This is a genomic window from Psychrosphaera sp. F3M07, assembly GCF_018860345.1.
GTDB classification, from domain to species: Bacteria; Pseudomonadota; Gammaproteobacteria; order Enterobacterales; family Alteromonadaceae; genus Psychrosphaera; species Psychrosphaera aquimarina.
Map to the genome: position 1 here is coordinate 1 of NZ_JAHKPJ010000006.1, position 20,185 is coordinate 20,185.

Sequence of the window (20,185 nt, forward strand, 5' to 3'; positions counted from 1 at the left end):
TTAGGTGGCCTTTTTTATTGCCTAAAATTTAATGTAATAACGAAATGTAGAACGAGAATTTAAAACTAGGTGATTACCAGTTACCTCTATTTTTATAAGTCGCGTCTTTACCGAGCGCTTTTTTAGTGGCTATTGATTGGTTTTTCCCGGCTAAAATTTTAACTTGATACCAACTTTCTTTGGCAAATAGAGCTCTTTCAGAACCATTCCAATTATCGTTGAATAATTTTTTTATCGCAGCTAATACATCTGGCGATTTTTCTATGAGGGATAACGCTAACTGATTGGCTCTGTCTAGTGGATCGTCCGTTACTTCAGTTAACAAATTATATTGTAGTGCTTGCTCAGCCGTTAGTACTTCAGCTGTCATGGTGAGCTTCATTGCTTGATCAATAGGCATTAATTTTCTAACTTGAGTATTACCCGCCATGTCGGGTATCAATCCCCATTTACTTTCCATGATACTTAATGAGGCGTCTTGATGGGCTATTCTAAAGTCAGCCCCTAATGCTATTTGTAAACCTCCCCCCCAGCAACGGCCATGAATAGCTGCAATAACCGGAATGTTTAGTTTTCGCCATTCATTTGTTACTTTTTGTGCGAGATTTCGGTTGCCAGGTAACCATTTAAATAATAGTTTTATTGCGTTAATTGGCCGGCTCATTACTGATTTAATATCTAAACCACTACAGAAGTCCTCTCCAGATCCAGATAAGATAACCACGCGAATACGTTTATTATTATCTATCAATGAAATTGTTTTATTAATGGCTTTGAACATATCCAAATTTAGTGCGTTAAGTTTATCAGGCCTGTTCAATGTTACTTGTGCAACGCCATTGTCTTGAATATTGAGCGTAACTAAATTGGTCGTCATAAAAAGATCTTTATTATTATAATAATTAATACAGTTGTTATAACAAATATTAACAGATAAAAAAATGGGAACCTTGTGGTTCCCATTATTCCTGTTCTTTTTAGTAAGAATGTTTTCTTTGACGTATCTTTTTATCTACCCAACGGCTGGTATTAGTCATCATCTTTTGAACCTTCTTCAGCCATACTTTGGCCTGTTCATACTCTAGACTTAATAGATATAGCCCAGGTAGTAAAAATAGCACTGATGGCCCAGGCAATATAATAAATATTAAACCTGCTAGGGTTAGAGCGCCACCTAGAATAGTTAGGAGTATTTTTTTGATCAATAAATAACTATTCATATTATGAACCTATATTCATTTGGCCACTGATGTTAGATACTTTTAAACCACCAGAACCTGATTCAATGATATTTAACCCACCCGCGTTCTCTATGGTGATATCACCAGAGCCGTCATCCACGGTTACTTTCCCACTGGTATTTAATACAGTGAGTTGACCAGAACCATCATCAATATAAATATTGCCAGAGGTGTTTGATATTGTTAAATCACCTGAGCCATCTTCAACGTTAATATTACCATTGATATTTTCTAACGTTATCCAACCAGAACCATCTTGTAATTGAATATCACCATTAATTTTAGAAATTTCTATTGAGCCGGATCCGTCATCTAAGGTTATAGAGTTATTGATACGTGAAATACTAATGTCACCAGAGCCGTCGTCAATATCAAGTGCGAGTGTTTTAGGCACTGTTACTGTTAAATCTATATAAGGAGAGCTGCCAGACCAACTCCCATAGCTTTTTTGCTCAGCCACTAACATTGCTTGGTTTCCTGACTTTTTTAAAGTGAGGGTGTAACGTCTTTCTTCATCAGTTCTTATTTTTGCTTCTACCATGATGGTGTTAGTGTCACTGCCAATAATATTTAAATATCCTGCCCCAGCGTCAATATTAAGTTGGCTTAATGCTGTCGCATCTAATTCTAGGGTTTCGTTTAAAGTTACGTTAGCGGTGTGATTGTCTCGGTTGCCTCCTACATGGTATACACAACCAGTGATCAGAGTTAAACAGGTAAAAAGTGGGATGAGTTTTAAAGTTTTTTTCATGGTTTACTTCCAAAATACAGGTTTTAATATGCGTTAATAACGATTAATGTAGCGTTATTAATCAAAAATAGAGCCAATATTTAACTATCTGTTTTAAAAGAAAAATATTAAATTATATGAATTGGCTCTAGTGATAAAAACTAATCTTTGGTCTAATAAACTAAAAATCAGTCGGCCGTCTTTGTTGAGTTTGAAACTGCTCTGTTAATGGTGTCCATTTCTTGTTTACTTAACTCTCGCCATTGACCAACTCTTAAACCTTTTAAATCTACGTTCATAATTCGAGTTCGTTTCAGTTTAACGACGTCATAACCTAGGTATTCGCACATACGTCGAATTTGGCGATTTAGTCCTTGAGTTAAAATAATATTAAATTGTTTTGCTCCGACTAATTTGACCTTGCATGGTTTAGTGACCGTACCAAGAATAGGTATGCCTCTTTCCATTTTATTTTTGAACCTGTCATTTAGAGGTTTATCTACCGTTACTAAGTATTCTTTTTCGTGGGCATTCTCAGCTCTGAGTATTTTATTAACAATATCACCGTCACTGGTTAAAAATATTAACCCTTCAGAAGGTTTATCTAAGCGGCCGATTGGAAAAATTCGTTGACTGTGATTGATTGCATCCACAATATTACCTCTTACATGTAACTCAGTCGTGCAGGTGATGCCGATAGGTTTATTGTAAGCAATATATACTCTGTCTGATTTATTGTCTGGCATCGCGCTTATAGGCTTACCATTGACTGTGACTTTATCGTTAGGCATAACTTTGGTCCCTAACTCCGGTATAACACCATTGATTTTGACTCTTTGCTGCTCTATTAATTTATCGGCTTCTCGACGAGAGCAATACCCTGACTCACTAATGAATTTATTAAGACGTTTACCTTGTTGTTCAGCCACACTTTTTCTCCAAATGATTGCAACTAAATCTTACCACATTCTTAATTTGAATTTTATTCCTTAAAGGCCACACTTTTAGCATGTTAATTATTGGTATTACGTAATTGAAATTAAGGATCAGAATAGCTGGTATGAATTGGATTGTGATATTTGTTTGTCTATTTGTCGTAGGCTCCGTTCCAATCATCGATGTAGAACATAATGAAATAAACTTCAGAGGTTTGGCTTAATAAAAGAAATGATCTGTTTAGAAGGTGAAGATGTATCTTCAAGGTACACTGCAGGGATGTTTCCCTAGGTTTTGCTTCTTACTTAAATTCCTTGGTTAGGATTGGCGGATCCGCTCATCTGCTCGAATACTTACCTATCCATTAAAATCGTTACCTGAAAATATTATTGAAATTGAGCTACATGATGATCTTCCCGTTACATATTCAAACTACCGTGAGATGAACTCTCCAAGAATGAAAAGAGACCTTGCAGCAATATATCCAAATACCTGGGTCGTTTATACAGAAGTAACTAATGTAGAGTGAATTGATTAATCTTAAATTGATACAAAAAAACCCACTTAATTAAGTGGGTTTTTTGTAACAACTAAAAGTTAAAATTAATTACTTTTTAGCTGCGTCTTTTTCTGCTTTAGCTTTAGCAATTACTTCATCAGCAACACTGCCTGGACAAGGCATGTAGTTTTTGAATTCCATAGAGAATTGGCCGCGGCCAGAAGTCATTGTACGTAATGAACCAATGTAACCAAACATTTCTGAAAGAGGAACGTCAGCTTTGATACGTACGCCAGTAGCGCCAGCTTCTTGACCAGCGATCATGCCACGACGACGACTAAGGTCACCGATAACATCACCAACGTGATCTTCAGGAGTAAATACGTCAACTGCCATTACAGGCTCAAGAAGTTGAGCACCTGCTTTAGGTATAGATTGACGGAATGCGCCACGTGCTGCTAATTCAAATGCTACTGCAGATGAATCGACTGCGTGGAAACCACCATCGTAAAGTTCGATTTCAACGTCAAGAACAGGGAAGCCAGCTAAAACACCAGTTTCCATCATGCCTGCAAATCCTTTTTCGATTGCTGGGAAGAATTCTTTAGGTACGTTACCACCAACAACTGTTGATGCGAAAGTGAAACCAGAACCTGGTTCACCAGGCTTGATACGGTAATCAATTTTACCGAATTGACCAGAACCACCAGATTGTTTCTTATGTGTATAAGTATCTTCAACAGGCTTAGTGATAGTTTCACGGTAAGCAACTTGAGGCTCACCAACTTCTAACTCAACACCGTAAGTACGTTTTAAGATATCAACTTTGATGTCTAAGTGAAGCTCACCCATACCAGATAGGATTGTTTCACCAGAATCTTGGTCAGTTTCAACACGGAATGTTGGATCTTCTGCAACCATTTTACCGATAGCAATACCCATTTTCTCAGTTGAACCTTTATCTTTAGGCTTAACAGAGATAGAGATTACTGGTTCAGGGAAAACCATTGCTTCTAAGATGATTGGATCTTTAGGATCACATAAAGTGTGACCAGTTTGAACGTTACCTTTCATACCAACGATAGCGATGATGTCGCCCGCTTGTGCTGAAGTAAGTTCTTTACGGTCATCAGCTTGCATCTCAACCATACGGCCAACACGCTCTGTTTTACCAGTAGCTGCATTCATGATCGTATCACCTTTGTTCAGTTTACCTGAGTAGATACGTACGAATGTTAATGCACCAAAACGGTCATCCATTATTTTGAATGCTAATGCTTTGAAAGATTCATCAGCAGAAACGATAGCGTGACGACCAGTAGGCTCACCTTCTTCATCTGTTAGAGGCTGAGGATCAACTTCAGTAGGTGAAGGCAAATAATCAACAACAGCGTCAAGAACTAATTGAACACCTTTGTTTTTAAATGCAGAACCACAGTATGTTGGGAAGAAATCCATTGTACGAGTACCTTTACGGATACAACGTTTGATGTCTTCTAAAGATGGCTCTTCGCCTTCCATGTATGCTTCCATTAGGTCATCGTCTTGCTCAACAGCAGTTTCGATTAGCATCTCACGGTATTCTTCTACTTTATCAACCATGTCCGCAGGAACATCGGTGATTTCATAATTTTCAGGAAGACCTGTGTCATCCCAAATGTATGCTTTACGTGAAAGTAAATCAACAACACCAGAGAACTCGTCTTCTATACCAATTGGTAGAACCATAACTAGAGGGTTAGCACCTAGTACGTCTTGAGTTTGTTTAACTACACGGTAAAAATCAGCACCCATACGGTCTAATTTGTTGACAAAAATGATACGTGCAACTTCTGAGTCATTTGCATAACGCCAGTTAGTTTCTGATTGAGGCTCAACACCACCAGAACCACAGAATACACCGATACCACCGTCTAATACTTTAAGAGAACGGTAAACTTCAACAGTGAAGTCAACGTGTCCAGGAGTATCAATTACGTTAAAACGGTGATCTTTCCAGAAACAACTTACAGCAGCAGATTGGATTGTAATTCCGCGCTCAGCTTCCTGTTCCATGAAGTCAGTTGTTGACTCACCGTCGTGCACTTCACCAGTCTTGTGGATTTGACCAGTTAATTTCAAAATACGCTCTGTCGTAGTGGTTTTACCCGCATCAACGTGAGCGAAAATACCTATATTTCTATACTTCGATAAGTCAGCCATTGTCTTACTCTATCTTCTTAATAATAAGTTGGTTAAAAAAAGCCGACGGATTCTATCATTAATTGATTAATCAGCACACCTTTTAATAAAAAATATTGAAGTTTAATATAAGTAACTAAATTTATTATAAATGTGGTATCTATTTTATGGGTATTTTCGTTTTGTATAGGCTTGATTAGATTGAAAACCATAAATATAACACTTGTTAGGCACGGTGAACCTGAACAACTAGGTCTATTGTTAGGACACACAGATTTGAACTTGTCTAAATTGGGGGAGCAACAATTAATCAATCGATTTAATAACTTGAAGTTTGAGCGTTTGATTTCTTCACCATTAAAACGATGTTTGGTGATGGCGGAGTACATTGCAACTAAGCGTAAAATGACGGTCGATGTTGAAGTGAATATCAAAGAAATGAATTTTGGTGATTGGGACGGCATTGGTTATGACTCACTTTGGCAACAAACACCTTCTCTTGGCGATTTTTGGCAAAACCCAATCGACATAACACCACCGAATGGAGAGTCATTCTTAGCATTTCAAACCAGAGTAAATAAGTGGTGGCAAAGTTTAATTCATCAAGCTTCGGGTGATACCGTTGTACTCACACATGCAGGGGTGATTAAACAGGTAATTTCAAACTTACTTAATGAAATGCATTATGCGGAATTATCTAATAAAATTAAAATCGATTACGCAGGGATCATAAACATTGAAGTTAAACAAGATGACCAAGGTAATGTTTGGCCGATGTTGAAGTTTTAATTAAGTGTTAATAGCCAATTGTACTTTCTTTTATCTTGTTATTTATTCATGCATACGGATAATGGTCACTTAATTTTTTGCATTGAATTTCCATTGACGACTTGCAATTTAAGTATGTTAATAGTTATTTCAATCCTTAGAGAATTAAACTTTATTTAGGCGTGTTTAACGCTTAAATATAACGATACTAAAGTTTAAGCATTTATAACTTAATATCGTTATGGGAATGTGGTGGCCTTTAGTTTTAATAAATGAAAGGGATTCCACAACTGTACCCGCAACTGTAAACAGAGCAGCATTTTATACCACTGATTTTAATGATCTGTATTTTAATAAATATAGAACAAGATTGGGAAGGGAAATGCCGAGACGCTGTAAGTCAGGATACCAAAGTTTAATCTAAACAAGTTCCATATTTTAAAATGAAACAATCACCAAAACGAGCGGGCATACTCGAAATGGGCTTATCTATCATCTCCAAGTCGTACTTGTTGTTGGTGTTTGCTTACGTGTTCCGCAAAAATGTGTAAACGTAGCGAGTTATTAGTGTCAACAACAAACAAAATAAATCATCCCCTATTATCTGTCAGTAACTTAAGCTGGTATGCAGGTAATACTCAGATTTTGTCTGACATTAGTTTTCAAGTTCCCGTTGGTAGCTTTACCGGTATGTTAGGGCCTAATGGTGCAGGTAAATCCAGTTTATTACGCTGCTTATACCGATACATCTCACCTGAAAACGGCCAAATTACATTTAATAACCAAGATATTAGGTCACTGTCAAATCAAGAATTTGCTCGCAACGTTGCCGTAGTTTTGCAACATACCCCGCAACAATTTAATTTGTCTGTCTTTGATGTGGTGGCTTTAGGTCTTATTCCACATAAAACGATGTTTAGTAATAACAGTAAAGACGATCTCGCATTGATCAAAACAGCGATAGAACAAGTTGGTTTAAGCGATAAGACCCAAGTTGACTTTGAAACCTTATCCGGTGGTGAAAAACAAAGAGTCATGATTGCACGGGCTATTGTACAACGACCACAACTTTTATTGATGGATGAGCCAACCAGTCACCTAGACGTGAAATATCAAATACAGATCATGGAATTAGCTAAGTCGTTAGGCATTACCATTATCGCTTCGTTTCATGACATAAATTTAGCTAGTGCACTTTGTGATCAATTACTAGTCTTAAAAAAAGGCAACTTACAAGCTGTGGGGCAACCAAAAGAGGTTATCACTGAAGTTATGTTGTCTAACGTTTTTGATGTTTGTACTAAAGTGAGTCAACATCCTCAACATCATGCGCCCCATGTGACTTATTTTTATGGTTACAACAGCAGTGACCGTGCAGCTAACCAAGGAGATGATAAGTGAGGTCATTTACTTTAATAGCTGTCGTTTTATTGGCGTTGGTCGTTAGTTTTATTTCTGCATTAGCAATCGGTGCTGCCGATTTATCTTTTTATCAAGTCTTATTGAGCATTATTGGCATGAATGAACATTCAGGACAGTTCGCTCATAGTATTGTTTGGCAACTAAGAATGCCCCGCAGTATTTTAGCGTTTATTGCGGGTAGTGGTTTAGCCATGGCTGGACTTATTTTACAAACTATCACCCGAAATCCATTGGCTGATCCATATTTATTTGGCATTTCATCAGGTGCTTCATTTGGTGTAGTCGTGGCTATGACCATGGCAGGAATAGGGTTAGGCTTTTATTTATCCTTTGCTGCCTTTGTCGGCAGTTTACTCGCTATTGGTTTGTTACTACTTATCTCTGGTTTTAGTCGACAACAGCAAGTTGAGTCTATGTTGTTAGCTGGCGTTGCTTTGTCGTTTTTGTTCAGTTCATTCACTAGCCTAATGTTGTATTGGAGTGACCCTCAAGCGGTAACGGCTATTTTGTTTTGGACGTTGGGGAGTTTTTCTCGAGCACAGTGGGACTTATTATGGTTCCCTTGCCTAGTGGTATTAAGCTGTTTAGCTTTTATGTTTGCCAAACAAAGGCAGTTAAATGCCATATTATTAGGAGATGAGGGTGCAGTAACGTTAGGCGTAAATGTAAATAAGTTACGCGTCATTATGTTGTTACTCAGCTCTTTGTTAACCGCAAGTATTGTCGCTTTATGTGGTGGTATTGGTTTTGTCGGGTTGATGATCCCGCACATAGTTCGCTTCTTTATCGGGCAAGGCAGTCGTAAGAGTCTTGTCGTTACTGCCTTAGTTGGTGGTATTTTTATGCTTTGGGTGGATATAGCCTCACGTGTGATCTTAGATAATCAAGAATTACCAATCGGTATTATTACTGCTGCTGTAGGCAGTTTGTTCTTTTTAACTTTGCTTTACGTTCGAAAGCAAAAGTCAGTTATTTAACCCTAAGGTTTTAATTATGTTTAATGTTCAACCGTTGTCGAAACAATATGAGTCAGAGTTTTGGTCAGAGATAAATAACAAAACTAAACCTTTGGGTGCATTAGGCCAATTAGAAACCTTAGTAATTCAAGTATTAAATATTCAAAGTGAAATTCACGGTAAGTTAATTAAACCTGTACAAATAAATTATCCTCATTTACTTGTTTTTGCAGGAGATCATGGCATAGCAGATTATGGCGTATCTATCGCGCCAAGTGCAGTCACTGGTCAAATGGTTAATAACTTTGCAGCCAATGGCGCCGCTATAAATGTATTTAGTAAACAACTCGGTTGGCAATTAGATGTTATTGATGCTGGAATTCTACAGCCAATTAATAGCATCTCGATACGCCGACAAAGACTGGGTTGCGGTACCAAACCCTTTCATATCGAGCCTGCTATGTCCCACACCATAATGGAACAAGGTTTTGTTTTTGCAAAAGCGTTAGTGCATGAAAAATTTAATGAAGGCTGTGATTTAATCGCGTTTGGAGAAATGGGGATAGGTAATACTAGTTCTGCATCCGCCATTATGAGTGCCATAATGGAGCTCCCAGCTGTTGAAAGTGTAGGGTGTGGTACGGGAATTGACCAAGAAACATTATTGAAGAAACAACAACTTATTCAGCAAGCACTCGACCATCATCGTATACCAAAAGAAAATGTGTTGGATATTTTAGCTACCTACGGTGGATTTGAAATTGTACAAATTTGCGGTGCTATGTTGGCCGCGGCAGAACGCAAAATTCCTATTGTAGTTGATGGTTTTATTTGTACAGCGGCGGCTATGATTGCCAAGTTAATTGATCCTAATGTACAAGATTATTTCATTTTTGCGCATAGTTCAGGAGAACAAGGGCACGACAAAATGTTGCAATGGTTTGATGCTAAACCGTTATTAAACTTAAACATGAGACTTGGTGAAGGGACAGGGGCGGCTTTGTGTTTACCATTAATTCAATCTGCATTAGCTTTTTATAATGAGATGGCAAGTTTTGAGCAAGCTAACGTCGTCAATGTAGTGAGTGACATATAAATGTTCAATGTGCTTCAACACCAATTTTTCCTATTTAAACTTGCCATTGTATTTTTAACTCGACTGCCTGTTTCTATTAAACGTGAAGTGAATGACTCTTCGTTGAATTTAGCTACTGGTTATTTTGGTTTGGTTGGCTTTTTCATTGCAACGTTATGTGCGTCCGTTCTATTTTTAAGTATGTTAGTACTTCCTATTTCTATAGCTGTTTTATTAAGTATGGCTTTTGGGTTAATGCTTACAGGAGCCTTCCATGAAGATGGCTTAGCCGATACGGCTGATGGGTTTGGTGGCGGTTGGTTACCGGAGCAAAAGTTAACAATAATGAAAGATAGTCGGTTAGGTACTTATGGTGCATCGGCTCTATGTATTTCGTTGCTGATCAAGTTTCAGGCTCTATTATTGTTAGCGGAACATAACACTTATTATGTAATGTTTTCGCTGTTACTGGCCCATACATTAAGTCGAGTATTAGCCGTTTCCATCATACCGTCGTTAAAATATGTGCAATTGGAAGGGGAAACTAAAACCAAACCTGTGGCTACATCATTATCAAGTTCAAGTGTCGCTCCATTATTGTTAAGTCTTGTTTTAGTCATTTATCTAGTGATGCAATTTTTAGATATAAACCTGACTCAATGGTTGGGGTTGTCTGTCATTATTTGGTTGGTACGTTTCTTCTTTATCAAATTTACTGACAAACAAATTGGTGGTTATACCGGTGATGTATTAGGGGCGGCTCAGCAAGTATTTGAGCTAGTAATCTACATTTTCATGTTAACGCTTATAGGAAGTTGCTAAATGAAATTGGCCAAGTGGATTTAGAAATATGAATAAAACATATATTCAGTTGATATTAGGAGGTGCGCGTTCTGGCAAAAGCAGATTAGCGGAATCCTTAGCAGCTGAATTAGCAGAGCAGGCAGGGTTAACCGTTCACTATATTGCTACAGCAGAAACCAAAGATAGTGAAATGCGTGATCGAATTAAGCAACACCAATTAAGCCGTCCAAGCGATTGGCTGCTAACTGAAACTCCGCTTTTATTAGCTGAAACATTAGATCAAATTATAGCGCCAAATACCTGTGTGCTGGTGGATTGTTTAACGTTATGGTTAAGTAATTGGTTATGTTCAAGTCATGACTTAGAGCAATGGGCGCAGCAAAAACAACGATTTTTAGCGGTATTGCACAGAGCCAGTGAAATTAACTGCCATGTTATCTTGGTTAGTAACGAAGTGGGACATGGCATAGTCCCGCTTGGTGAGTTGTCTCGTGTATTTGTTGATGAGTCGGGGTGGTTACATCAGGACATCGCGAACATAGCGCACAAAGTAGAGTTTGTGATGGCAGGTTTACCGTTAACGTTAAAAAATACCGAGCATACACCATGAACGTATTAATGGTGCAAGGCACTACATCGGATGCAGGTAAAAGCACATTAGTGGCTGGGTTATGTCGAGTTTTTTCGGACTTACAATATAATGTCGCGCCTTTTAAACCACAGAATATGGCGTTAAACAGTGCGGTTACTGAAGACGGCGGTGAAATAGGTCGTGCTCAAGCACTGCAAGCGGTTGCGGCTAGACAACCAAGTAGAATAGATTTTAATCCAATATTATTAAAACCAAATTCAGACACTGGTGTGCAAGTGATAGTGCACGGTAAAGCCCTCTCTAATATGGAAGCTGACAGCTATCATGACTATAAAAAAGTGGCGATGGAGGCTGTTTTAACATCTCATCACAGGCTAGCCTCCGAGTTTGATTTATTAATGGTTGAAGGTGCAGGTAGCCCAGCTGAAATAAATTTACGAGAAAATGATATTGCTAATATGGGGTACGCCGAAGCGGTTGATTGCCCAGTGATTATCATTGCCGATATTGATAAAGGTGGCGTGTTCGCGCACTTAGTTGGTACCTTAGCGTTATTGTCAGAATCAGAGCAACAAAGGGTCAAAGGGTTTGTAATTAATCGCTTTCGTGGTGATGTTGCATTATTACAATCTGGTTTGGACTGGTTAGAACAACGCACCAAAGTTCCAGTATTAGGCGTTCTACCATATTTACATGACTTAGCATTGGATGCCGAAGATGCGGTTAGTATCGCTAATGTTAAGAGCCAAGTGCAACTCACTATTGCCGTTATAATCTTACCTCACATTAGTAATCATACTGACTTTGATGCGCTGCGTTTACATCCTAATATAGACTTACAGTACGTAAAAATATTTGATGACTTACCGGCCTGCGATCTGGTTATTTTGCCTGGCAGTAAAAATGTGATTGGTGACTTAACTTATTTAAAACAGCAGCAGTGGCCTAATAAAATTAATAGACACTTACGTTATGGTGGCAAATTATTAGGTGTATGTGGCGGGTTTCAAATGTTGGGTACATCAATCCAAGACCCACTCGGTATAGAATCTTCTCATAGAGGAATTGTGGGATTAGGGCTGGCTGACTTCACTACAGAATTAACCGCTAATAAAAAACTGGAACAGATCCAAGGCCACGCTTGTTTTACCTTGCAACCTACTAGTTTTAACGGATATGAAATTCATTGTGGTGAAAGTTCAGGCAAGGCTCTTGAGCACCCAGCTTTTAAAATCAATAAAAGCGGTGTGATACAAAACGACGGTTTTGTCTCTTCAGATAATCAAATCATCGGCACATACATACATGGTTTATTTGATAGTGACGCTATGAGCAAAGCTATTTTTGATTGGGTAGACCCTAACAATAGTATCGACCAAGGTTTTAATTTAAATGAACACAGAGAGTTTCAATTAAATAACTTGGCCAAGACCTTAACCACACATTTAGATATTGAAAAAATTAAACAAATTGCAGGAATTACAACATGACGACAGATAAAGAACAGAAACACGTTGAACGACAAAAAAAACTTAAAGCAAGCGTTGATGAGCGAATTGCCGCAGCTCAAACAGAACAAGGTGTATTTCAGGTTATTACAGGCAATGGCAAAGGTAAATCAACCTCTGGATTTGGTACTGTAGCACGTTGTGTCGGACATGGAATGAGCGCTGCTGTGGTGCAGTTTATTAAAGGTGGATGGGAGTGCGGAGAACGTAATTTATTACAACAAGTTGGTGTGCCATTTACCTATATGGAAACGGGATTTACATGGGAAACGCAAAACCGTGAATCTGACACTAAAGCGGCGCAAGAAACATGGCAAGTGGCTAAACAATATCTTGCGGATGAATCTATCGACTTAGTGTTATTGGACGAACTGACTTACATGGTGACCTATGACTATGTTGAGTTGGAAGATGTATTAACGGCTTTAAAAAATCGACCTAAAATGCAATCAGTGATCATCACTGGTCGTGCTGCACATCGAGAGTTAACCGAATTAGCAGACACTGTTAGCGAAGTGAGAAATGTAAAACATGCCTTTGATGCAGGTGTAAAAGCACAAAAAGGGTTTGATTATTAATACTTTTACTTCCCAAAGATTGAGTTTAGTTATGTTTAAACGTTTAACATTTTTACTATTAGTCGGTTTTGTTACGCAAGCTTATGCCGCTGAATTTTCAGTTAAAGCCAAAACAGTTCCTGCCCAACGTATTATCGCACTTGCACCACACATTGTTGAGTCGTTATTTGATATTGGAGCTGGTGGACAAATAGTCGCAACCGTTGATTATGCTGATTATCCAAAACAAGCGTTAGACATACCCAGAGTCGGTGGTTATTACGGGCTACAAATAGAAAAAATACTGCAACTTAATCCCGACTTAGTTCTAGTTTGGCGCAATGGCAATAAAGCTGAAGATATAGCGAAGTTAGAAAACTTAGGTTTAACGTTAGCCTTCAGCGACCCAGATAATATTGACGGTGTCGCCTCTGAATTAAGATTGTTTGGGGCGTTAACAGGGCATGAGCAACAAGCTGAGAAATTAGCTTTAGAATATACTCAAGAATTGTCTCGACTTCGTCAAACCTACCAACATCAAACACCGATATCTGTGTTCTATCAACTCTGGTCAGAACCATTAATGTCGGTAAATAAAAATACATGGATACATCAACTCATACAAACCTGTGGCGCGACCAATGTATTTGCTGATAACAGTACCGATTACCCGCAATTGAGCATGGAAAATATCATCGTAGCAAAACCGCAATTGATTATTATGCCGCAAGAAAATTCAGAGAAGCCTCAACCGGTAATTGATTGGCAACAGTGGAGTGTGATCCCAGCCGTAAAGCACAACCAATTTATGAAGGTAGACGCGGATTTAATCCATCGTTTTAGCCGCCGAATGTTAACCGGTTTAGAAGACATGTGTCAGAAAATAGAAAGATCTAGGCAAACGTTAGTTCGCCAATAAGCCGATGGTATAAGAGCAACTTATATCATCATAATGGAAAAATTAATCAGGGGAAGTCGTTTAGATTACGACACTGCCCCCGCAACGGTGTTTTAAGTATTTGTTTATGCTTATTAAGTCCGGATACCTGGTTAATTTTAATATTCAATGACATCTAAGGGGTGTGATTGACAATGTTACGCGGAGGGCGTAACAGGAAGAGGTATTATGAACGTTAACAATAAAAAAACTTATGTTTCACGTGCTATTCAAACAGCACTATTAACTTGCATTTCAACAGCAGCAATCGCTGAAGATAAAATTGAAACCATCACGGTCACCGCTAATCGTAGTGAACAAACGATAGATTCATCATTATCATCACAATATGTCATTACACGTTCTGATATTGATAAAATCCAACCACATTCTATTTTGGATTTATTAAAAAATGTAGCCGGGTTTGATTTTACCCAACAAGGTAGTATTGGTCAGCAATCTTCAGTATTTGTTCGAGGCGCTAACTCAAATCATACATTAGTATTATTAGACGGTATTCGTTTAAGTTCTGCCACATTAGGCACAACTGAATTACAAACCATTTCACCAGAACAAATTGAAAGAATTGAAATTGTAAAAGGCCCAAGAGCGGCAATTTGGGGTTCTGACGCCATCGGTGGTGTTATTCAAATTTTTACTCGTAAATCAACTAATACAACCATAAGTTTAAAAACAGGATCTGACGGTTATCAACAAGCGGCAATTAGTGCGTCATTAACTCATGGTGATGGTCGTTCAACAATAACCATTAACAAAGAAAAGTCTGATGGGTTTGATGTTTTAGCTTCTGCTGAAGAAGATGACGATGGATATGATTATCTATCGATTGCATTAAAGGGCCAACAGTCATTATCTAAACAGCTAGCTGTCGATTGGTTAGTACAAACTAACCAAAATGACTCAGAGTATGACAATGCTTATGGTGGCAATAATGAAGCTGAAACAGACAACTATGCTTGGTTAGCCCGTGTTAGTTATGAAACAAAACTGAGTGGAATGAATAACTTCACAACGGTTTCTTTTGGTCAAAACAAAGACTCTAGCCGTAACTTTAAACTGGGTTCTGATCCTATGTTTGATAGTTTATTTGAAACGAACCGAGATCAGTTTAGTGTAGTTAATCACTCGGCACTTAATTCTGGCGTTAGTGTGACGGTGGGAGTGGATTACAATATTGAGAAAATTGACAGCTCTACGGCGTTTGTTAATGAAGAAAGAAACGTGTTAGGTGTATTTGCACAAACAAGTCTTGAACAAGATTCATATGACTTAGAAGCGGCAATTCGTTTTGATGAAGTAGAAGACTTAGACTCTGAAACCAGTTTTAATTTAAGTGCAGGCAAAGAATTAACCGATACATTAAGACTAGTTGCCAGTTACGGTACTGGATTTAAAACTCCAACGTTTAATGATTTATATTACCCGTCTGGCGTTTACTCTTCTGGTAATGCAGATCTTAAAGCAGAAACATCTGATTCTGCAGAGCTCATTTTGCAATTCCAACAAGATAAATTAACAGCAAGTGTTAGTTTGTATAAAACCAATGTTGAAAATTTGATCCAATGGCAAGCGGATGCAAATTTTGTGTATAAACCACAAAACATTGCCAAGGTTAATATTCAAGGTATAGAAGCAGAAGCACAATATATTGCTGAATATGGAACGCATAACGTAAATTTCAGCATAAATGAAAGTGTTGATGACGCGACAGATGAACAATTAATCCGTCGTTCAAAAGAGCATTTTAATTACAGTTTTAGTACCACGGTTGGTGATGCTGATGTGTATGTTGAATATCAATACAAAGGTGAGTCATACGATGAAGACTTTGTGCTTGGACGTTTAACGTTACCTAGTTATAGCTTGTTAAATTTAGCCGCTAGTTATCCTATTACTGATAATCTTTCGGTTAATGGCCGTGTAAGTAATGGGTTAGATGAAGAATACCAATCAGCGTATAACTACAATACCGCCGGTCAAAAGTGGTATTTAGGTTTAACTTATAGTTTGTAAGTCATGTAAGTTTGAGTAAGAACTGAAGTCGGTTTTATGCCACTTAAAGTAAATCTAAGTGGCATATATTCAAATTACTTTTCAATATTAGACAGTTGATCTATTTTATCCATTAATTGATTAGCAAACTCAAAAAAGTCCATTTGAGAGTTGGGATAATCCTGAGGTTTATGTAACGCGTTAATGTGTTTTGTCACATCAAACAACAAGTCTCTTGGATGTTCAAACAAGGTTTGTAAAGTGGCTAAAGTATTGCTGATGTCGTTAGAAAATTCAGCTAGCGGTTTTAAGTCATCTATCGCATTAGCATTAAATAACGGCGTATCAGTTTGATATGCTTTATATGCCGTGAAGTTTTTAATTTGTGTTAACGATATTGAAAATTCACTGATCTCCGCAGCGTCATAATCCATCGACAATGCTTTGTTAAATGCGGTTTCTACATCACCACTGTAAAAGTCTTTGGCAAGATCATTCACATTGTTCAACAAGTTATTAATAGCGACAAGTTCATCTTCGTCTAAGTCACCTTCAACTGAAAACATAAACTGACTTTGTTTAAGCTCAGCATGAGACTGATAAGCCATTTCTACTAATTGACCGTTTTGTAATGATGAACTATAACCCGACTCATTTTTTCGCGCCATTAAGGCACTGGTATAAATAGTCACTTTGTCACCATCAGCGGTGACTAAATCAAAACTAAATTCGTTTGCTTGAGTCGACTGCTGACCTTGTACAAATTGTTCAGTACTGGTTACAGAAGCACTTTTAGGCATATCATTGTTAGGATCATCAGTGACATTAGTGTCTTCAGGCACTGTCCCTAAATAGGTTTGTTTTAACTGCTCAATGCCTTCTAATACTTTAGATTGTGTTAACGAGATTTCACTTTCTAACTCAGAGTTTAATAAATTAAGTTGCTCCAGAGCCTCGTTAGCTTGTGCATAACCTAACTCAAACCCTTCTATACCAGCGTCTATTCTGCTAGTTAACTCATCTAATGTAGCGCCATCTTTTTTGTCTTGTTGTAACCTAAGTTCGATAAATTTTAGGATATTATTAGCTGCAACATCGGCTCTTTTCTCTTGTTGTTCGAGCGCCTTTTCAGCCATTTGTTTTTGGATTTGATTTTGTTCACTATCAATACTTTGCCCGACACTTTGCTGTACGGAACGATAGAAAAAAGTAAAACTTTGTTTATTACTTTGAGTTAACGACACCGACGTTGATTCAACTTTATTAAATGAAACAGATTCATTTTTTTGTTGTGACTCACGTTGTTTAGACGAGAGCAAATCAAGGCCACGTGTTAAATCGGAATTTAACTGAATCATGACTACCACCACTTACTATATATAACTACCCAAAACTGTATCGGCGTGTTTGTCTATTTCTTGAGCAGTTTTTTTTAAAGGAGAACTAATTTAACAAACCTTAAATTTAACTATTAACGTTATCAGGTATTTAACAACCTCATTTAATAATTACGGTGAGTGTTTGACAGTTTACAACTGGTATTAAAGTACTATTATGGGCGTTATTGTAGACCTTAATGAAGCTGACTGTTCATTTTATGAAGGTGAGTAATTTAATTTATTAAATGTGTTCTTATAAAGAACCACAGGGAACTGTGATGAAATGTATTTATCTATTGTTATTATTGAGTGTTGGAGTGTGTGTTTCCGTGCCAGTTGAAAGTAAAGAATATAATCATGAGTTGTCAGAGCTGAACCAACGTGAATCTACTTATTCAACATTTTTAGCTGATACATTATCGCCATTTTGGCAGACCAAAGTGAATAAAGGGCACTTTGTTAATCGGCAGCAATTAAATATTCATTATGCCTATGTCAAAGTAGCTGATGCACAAGGGGCTATCGTAATATCGCCAGGTAGAGTAGAAGGCTATGAAAAATATCAAGAATTAGTTTATGACTTTACTCAACAAGGTTATTCGGTATTTGTTATTGATCATCAAGGTCAGGGGCTATCTAGTCGTCGGTTAACCAATAAAGAAAAAGGCTATGTGGAAGATTTTGATGATTATGTAATGGATTTAGATCAATTTATTACTGATATTGTTAAACCTATGCACCAAGGAAAGCTTTACTTAGTCAGTCACTCAATGGGAGGGGCAATTGGACTCAGGTATGTACAGCAGCATCCAAATCAATTTAGCAAAGCAGTGTTCTCGTCTCCAATGTGGGGATTAAATTCGGGGGCTATTCCTAAACCGATTGCGAAAGGTATTTTTAATGTTGTTAATTGGTTTACAACCCTAGTGACAGATCAAAGTCCCTATTTCTTTGGGGGGCAAGGTTATAATCCGGTGGAATTTGAAAGCAATCAGTTAACAACCAGCAAACAAAGGTATCAGTATTTTAGATCTGTTTATGTGGCAAAACCTGATTTGCAGTTAGGAAGTGTGACCTTTGGCTGGATAAGAGCGTCAGTTAATGCGATTGATACAGCGTTTAAGCAACTTAATTTAGTAAAATTACCCGTTATGGTGTTACAAGCTGAAAATGATGAAGTCATCGAGAATGAAGCACAAAATGCATTTTGTAGTGAATTAGCCAAGCTTGGTAATCCATGTGTTAACGATACGCCTATTGTGATAAATAATGCCAAACATGAATTGTTTATTGAATCTGATAAACCACGATCGGAAGTGTTGGCAAAGATATTTATGTTTTTAAGTGATAATGATTAATAATTAGTGCTGCTTAATTCACGGTAGCACTGGTATTATTGTCAATAATTACAGCTATAGCCAAAGAGATATAATGTTAAACATTGTTTTATTTCAGCCTGAAATCCCACCTAATACAGGTAATATTGTTCGTTTGTGTGCTAACACAGGATTTAAACTGCACTTAATTGAGCCTTTAGGGTTTGATTTAGATGAAAAGAAAGTTCGTCGTGCTGGTTTGGATTATCATGAGTTTGCCAATGTTAAACGTTACCCAGATTTCCAAGCATATGTAGATGCTCACCCTGAATCTCGGTTGTTTAGTTGTACAACTAAAGGCTCTAACTTTCACACACAGGTGAGTTACCAAGCCGGTGATAGTCTAGTATTTGGTCCTGAGACAAGGGGACTACCTGATAATGTTTTAAACAGTATGCCGAAAGATCATTGGTTACGAATTCCAATGCAACCAGAAAGTCGCAGCATGAACTTATCCAATGCCGTGGCTGTTTTTGTGTATGAGTCATGGAGACAATTAGACTTTTCTGGCGCTAATTAAGTCTGCTAGATCGAGACTGTATATTTGGTACTTATTTCTATTGCCTAAGGTTACAGACTAAAAGTACCAATATCAGTAAAAGTTAATACATTTCATATGTTGATTTGGGAGAGTAATCAATTTCCACTTCTACCCTAGTAATGTCTTTATTACTGGTTAAATTTTGGTAATAAACCGAGAAATCTTCTTCTGAGTTTGGCCAAATACGATAAGTGTCACGTGCGATATTGTCTATCTTTCCAAGATCCTGTTTTGTTACGACCTGTTTGTTTGTTACTACAATCACGAAGCTGCCTTTTATCACGCCAAACTCTTGCATGGCAAAGTTAAATACCGCAGCCCCTTTTTCAAATCTACCATTGATTAGTTTAAATTTTTGACCATTTATTCTTTTGGTTGTTTGTCTATTTTGTGTTGGTAGTTTTTGAGGTAGTTTACTTTTAACTTCTGCAACTTCTGCAACTTCTGCAACTTCTGCAACCTCTCTAACCTCTTTAGCTACTGTGTTCGCTTTATCGGCTAATACAGTTACTGATTTATTAGGTTCATTCAGTACCTCGTTTTCTTCAGTTAAATTACAACCAATTAAGGTAACTAATGTTAAACCCAGTAGGGGCAGTTTAACGTTCATAATTTGATCCCACCTTTTTTATGATAATAAAAAAGCTGATTGAAAATTCAATCAGCTTTT

The 20,185-nt window shown here is 37.6% G+C and carries 19 protein-coding genes and 2 riboswitches; of the genes, 12 read left to right on the forward strand and 7 right to left on the reverse strand.

Annotation, left to right across the window (positions count from 1 at the left end):
• Positions 1-73: 73 nt before the first annotated feature.
• From KO505_RS02740 to fusA, 5 genes are all read right to left on the reverse strand, one after another.
• Positions 74-877: a crotonase/enoyl-CoA hydratase family protein gene (locus KO505_RS02740; protein ID WP_216053916.1), complete on the reverse strand. Its 804-nt coding sequence runs from the start codon at positions 875-877 to the stop codon at positions 74-76.
• Between the two features lie 100 nt (positions 878-977).
• Positions 978-1,220: a PGPGW domain-containing protein gene (locus KO505_RS02745; protein ID WP_252731617.1), complete on the reverse strand. Its 243-nt coding sequence runs from the start codon at positions 1,218-1,220 to the stop codon at positions 978-980.
• Between the two features lies 1 nt (position 1,221).
• Positions 1,222-1,992, reverse strand: a complete 771-nt coding sequence (locus KO505_RS02750) for a DUF4097 family beta strand repeat-containing protein (protein ID WP_216053917.1) — start codon at positions 1,990-1,992, stop codon at positions 1,222-1,224.
• 167 nt (positions 1,993-2,159) lie between these two features.
• Positions 2,160-2,900: a 23S rRNA pseudouridine(2604) synthase RluF gene (rluF, locus tag KO505_RS02755; RefSeq protein ID WP_216053918.1), complete on the reverse strand. Its 741-nt coding sequence runs from the start codon at positions 2,898-2,900 to the stop codon at positions 2,160-2,162.
• A 614-nt stretch (positions 2,901-3,514) separates the two neighbouring features.
• Positions 3,515-5,608: an elongation factor G gene (gene fusA, locus KO505_RS02760; RefSeq protein WP_216053919.1), complete on the reverse strand. Its 2,094-nt coding sequence runs from the start codon at positions 5,606-5,608 to the stop codon at positions 3,515-3,517.
• A 180-nt stretch (positions 5,609-5,788) separates the two neighbouring features.
• Here fusA and KO505_RS02765 point away from each other — a divergent pair, with 180 nt between their 5' ends.
• The 10 genes from KO505_RS02765 to KO505_RS02810 all read left to right on the forward strand — a co-directional run bounded on the left by KO505_RS02765 (position 5,789) and on the right by KO505_RS02810 (position 16,240).
• Entirely contained in the window at positions 5,789-6,376 is a 588-nt protein-coding gene (locus KO505_RS02765) for a histidine phosphatase family protein (RefSeq protein WP_216053920.1), read from the forward strand.
• Between the two features lie 181 nt (positions 6,377-6,557).
• A riboswitch (cobalamin riboswitch) is annotated at positions 6,558-6,787 on the forward strand.
• A gap of 135 nt (positions 6,788-6,922) precedes the next feature.
• Complete coding sequence (locus KO505_RS02770) at positions 6,923-7,756, forward strand: ABC transporter ATP-binding protein (RefSeq protein ID WP_371819939.1); 834 nt, start codon at positions 6,923-6,925, stop codon at positions 7,754-7,756.
• Positions 7,753-8,754 (forward strand): iron ABC transporter permease, encoded by a 1,002-nt coding sequence (locus KO505_RS02775; RefSeq protein ID WP_216053922.1) that lies wholly within the window; start codon positions 7,753-7,755, stop codon positions 8,752-8,754. Before KO505_RS02770 ends, KO505_RS02775 begins: the two co-directional genes overlap by 4 nt.
• A 16-nt stretch (positions 8,755-8,770) precedes the next feature.
• Positions 8,771-9,829: a nicotinate-nucleotide--dimethylbenzimidazole phosphoribosyltransferase gene (gene cobT / locus KO505_RS02780; protein WP_216053923.1), complete on the forward strand. Its 1,059-nt coding sequence runs from the start codon at positions 8,771-8,773 to the stop codon at positions 9,827-9,829.
• On the forward strand, positions 9,830-10,630 hold the full coding sequence (locus KO505_RS02785) for an adenosylcobinamide-GDP ribazoletransferase (protein WP_216053924.1): 801 nt from the start codon (positions 9,830-9,832) through the stop codon (positions 10,628-10,630).
• Positions 10,631-10,658: 28 nt separating this feature from the next.
• Positions 10,659-11,222: a bifunctional adenosylcobinamide kinase/adenosylcobinamide-phosphate guanylyltransferase gene (cobU, locus tag KO505_RS02790; RefSeq protein WP_216053925.1), complete on the forward strand. Its 564-nt coding sequence runs from the start codon at positions 10,659-10,661 to the stop codon at positions 11,220-11,222.
• Complete coding sequence (locus KO505_RS02795; protein ID WP_216053926.1) at positions 11,219-12,694, forward strand: cobyric acid synthase; 1,476 nt, start codon at positions 11,219-11,221, stop codon at positions 12,692-12,694. The genes cobU and KO505_RS02795 overlap by 4 nt, the downstream gene beginning before the upstream one ends.
• Positions 12,691-13,290, forward strand: a complete 600-nt coding sequence (gene cobO / locus KO505_RS02800) for a cob(I)yrinic acid a,c-diamide adenosyltransferase (protein WP_216053927.1) — start codon at positions 12,691-12,693, stop codon at positions 13,288-13,290. Before KO505_RS02795 ends, cobO begins: the two co-directional genes overlap by 4 nt.
• A 31-nt stretch (positions 13,291-13,321) precedes the next feature.
• Entirely contained in the window at positions 13,322-14,188 is an 867-nt protein-coding gene (locus KO505_RS02805) for a cobalamin-binding protein (protein WP_216053928.1), read from the forward strand.
• A riboswitch (cobalamin riboswitch) is annotated at positions 14,189-14,338 on the forward strand. It begins immediately after the preceding gene.
• A 57-nt stretch (positions 14,339-14,395) separates the two neighbouring features.
• Positions 14,396-16,240 carry a TonB-dependent receptor domain-containing protein gene (locus KO505_RS02810; RefSeq protein WP_216053929.1) on the forward strand — a complete coding sequence of 615 codons (1,845 nt, stop codon included), beginning with the start codon at positions 14,396-14,398 and terminating at the stop codon, positions 16,238-16,240.
• A 74-nt stretch (positions 16,241-16,314) separates the two neighbouring features.
• Here KO505_RS02810 and KO505_RS02815 read toward each other — a convergent pair whose 3' ends face one another.
• Positions 16,315-17,577 carry a DUF5610 domain-containing protein gene (locus tag KO505_RS02815; protein WP_216053930.1) on the reverse strand — a complete coding sequence of 421 codons (1,263 nt, stop codon included), beginning with the start codon at positions 17,575-17,577 and terminating at the stop codon, positions 16,315-16,317.
• A gap of 299 nt (positions 17,578-17,876) precedes the next feature.
• Between KO505_RS02815 and KO505_RS02820 the strand changes: the two genes are divergently transcribed.
• Positions 17,877-18,956 carry an alpha/beta fold hydrolase gene (locus tag KO505_RS02820; protein WP_216053931.1) on the forward strand — a complete coding sequence of 360 codons (1,080 nt, stop codon included), beginning with the start codon at positions 17,877-17,879 and terminating at the stop codon, positions 18,954-18,956.
• 73 nt (positions 18,957-19,029) lie between these two features.
• Positions 19,030-19,494: a tRNA (uridine(34)/cytosine(34)/5-carboxymethylaminomethyluridine(34)-2'-O)-methyltransferase TrmL gene (gene trmL / locus KO505_RS02825; protein ID WP_216053932.1), complete on the forward strand. Its 465-nt coding sequence runs from the start codon at positions 19,030-19,032 to the stop codon at positions 19,492-19,494.
• Positions 19,495-19,576: 82 nt separating this feature from the next.
• Here the strand turns inward: trmL and KO505_RS02830 are convergent, their stop codons facing one another.
• Positions 19,577-20,125, reverse strand: a complete 549-nt coding sequence (locus tag KO505_RS02830) for a hypothetical protein (RefSeq protein WP_216053933.1) — start codon at positions 20,123-20,125, stop codon at positions 19,577-19,579.
• Positions 20,126-20,185 lie beyond the last annotated feature (60 nt).

Excerpts from the sequence above, each read along its gene's own strand:
- trmL (WP_216053932.1), top strand. The coding sequence starts at position 19,030 with ATGTTAAACATTGTTTTATTTCAGCCTGAAATCCCACCTAATACAGGT.
- KO505_RS02740 (WP_216053916.1), bottom strand. The coding sequence starts at position 877 with ATGACGACCAATTTAGTTACGCTCAATATTCAAGACAATGGCGTTGCA.
- KO505_RS02810 (WP_216053929.1), top strand. The coding sequence starts at position 14,396 with ATGAACGTTAACAATAAAAAAACTTATGTTTCACGTGCTATTCAAACA.
- KO505_RS02785 (WP_216053924.1), top strand. The coding sequence starts at position 9,830 with ATGTTCAATGTGCTTCAACACCAATTTTTCCTATTTAAACTTGCCATT.
- fusA (WP_216053919.1), bottom strand. The coding sequence starts at position 5,608 with ATGGCTGACTTATCGAAGTATAGAAATATAGGTATTTTCGCTCACGTT.
- KO505_RS02795 (WP_216053926.1), top strand. The coding sequence starts at position 11,219 with ATGAACGTATTAATGGTGCAAGGCACTACATCGGATGCAGGTAAAAGC.
- KO505_RS02750 (WP_216053917.1), bottom strand. The coding sequence starts at position 1,992 with ATGAAAAAAACTTTAAAACTCATCCCACTTTTTACCTGTTTAACTCTG.
- KO505_RS02745 (WP_252731617.1), bottom strand. The coding sequence starts at position 1,220 with ATGAATAGTTATTTATTGATCAAAAAAATACTCCTAACTATTCTAGGT.
- cobU (WP_216053925.1), top strand. The coding sequence starts at position 10,659 with ATGAATAAAACATATATTCAGTTGATATTAGGAGGTGCGCGTTCTGGC.
- KO505_RS02805 (WP_216053928.1), top strand. The coding sequence starts at position 13,322 with ATGTTTAAACGTTTAACATTTTTACTATTAGTCGGTTTTGTTACGCAA.
- cobO (WP_216053927.1), top strand. The coding sequence starts at position 12,691 with ATGACGACAGATAAAGAACAGAAACACGTTGAACGACAAAAAAAACTT.
- KO505_RS02815 (WP_216053930.1), bottom strand. The coding sequence starts at position 17,577 with ATGATTCAGTTAAATTCCGATTTAACACGTGGCCTTGATTTGCTCTCG.
- cobT (WP_216053923.1), top strand. The coding sequence starts at position 8,771 with ATGTTTAATGTTCAACCGTTGTCGAAACAATATGAGTCAGAGTTTTGG.
- KO505_RS02820 (WP_216053931.1), top strand. The coding sequence starts at position 17,877 with ATGAAATGTATTTATCTATTGTTATTATTGAGTGTTGGAGTGTGTGTT.
- KO505_RS02830 (WP_216053933.1), bottom strand. The coding sequence starts at position 20,125 with ATGAACGTTAAACTGCCCCTACTGGGTTTAACATTAGTTACCTTAATT.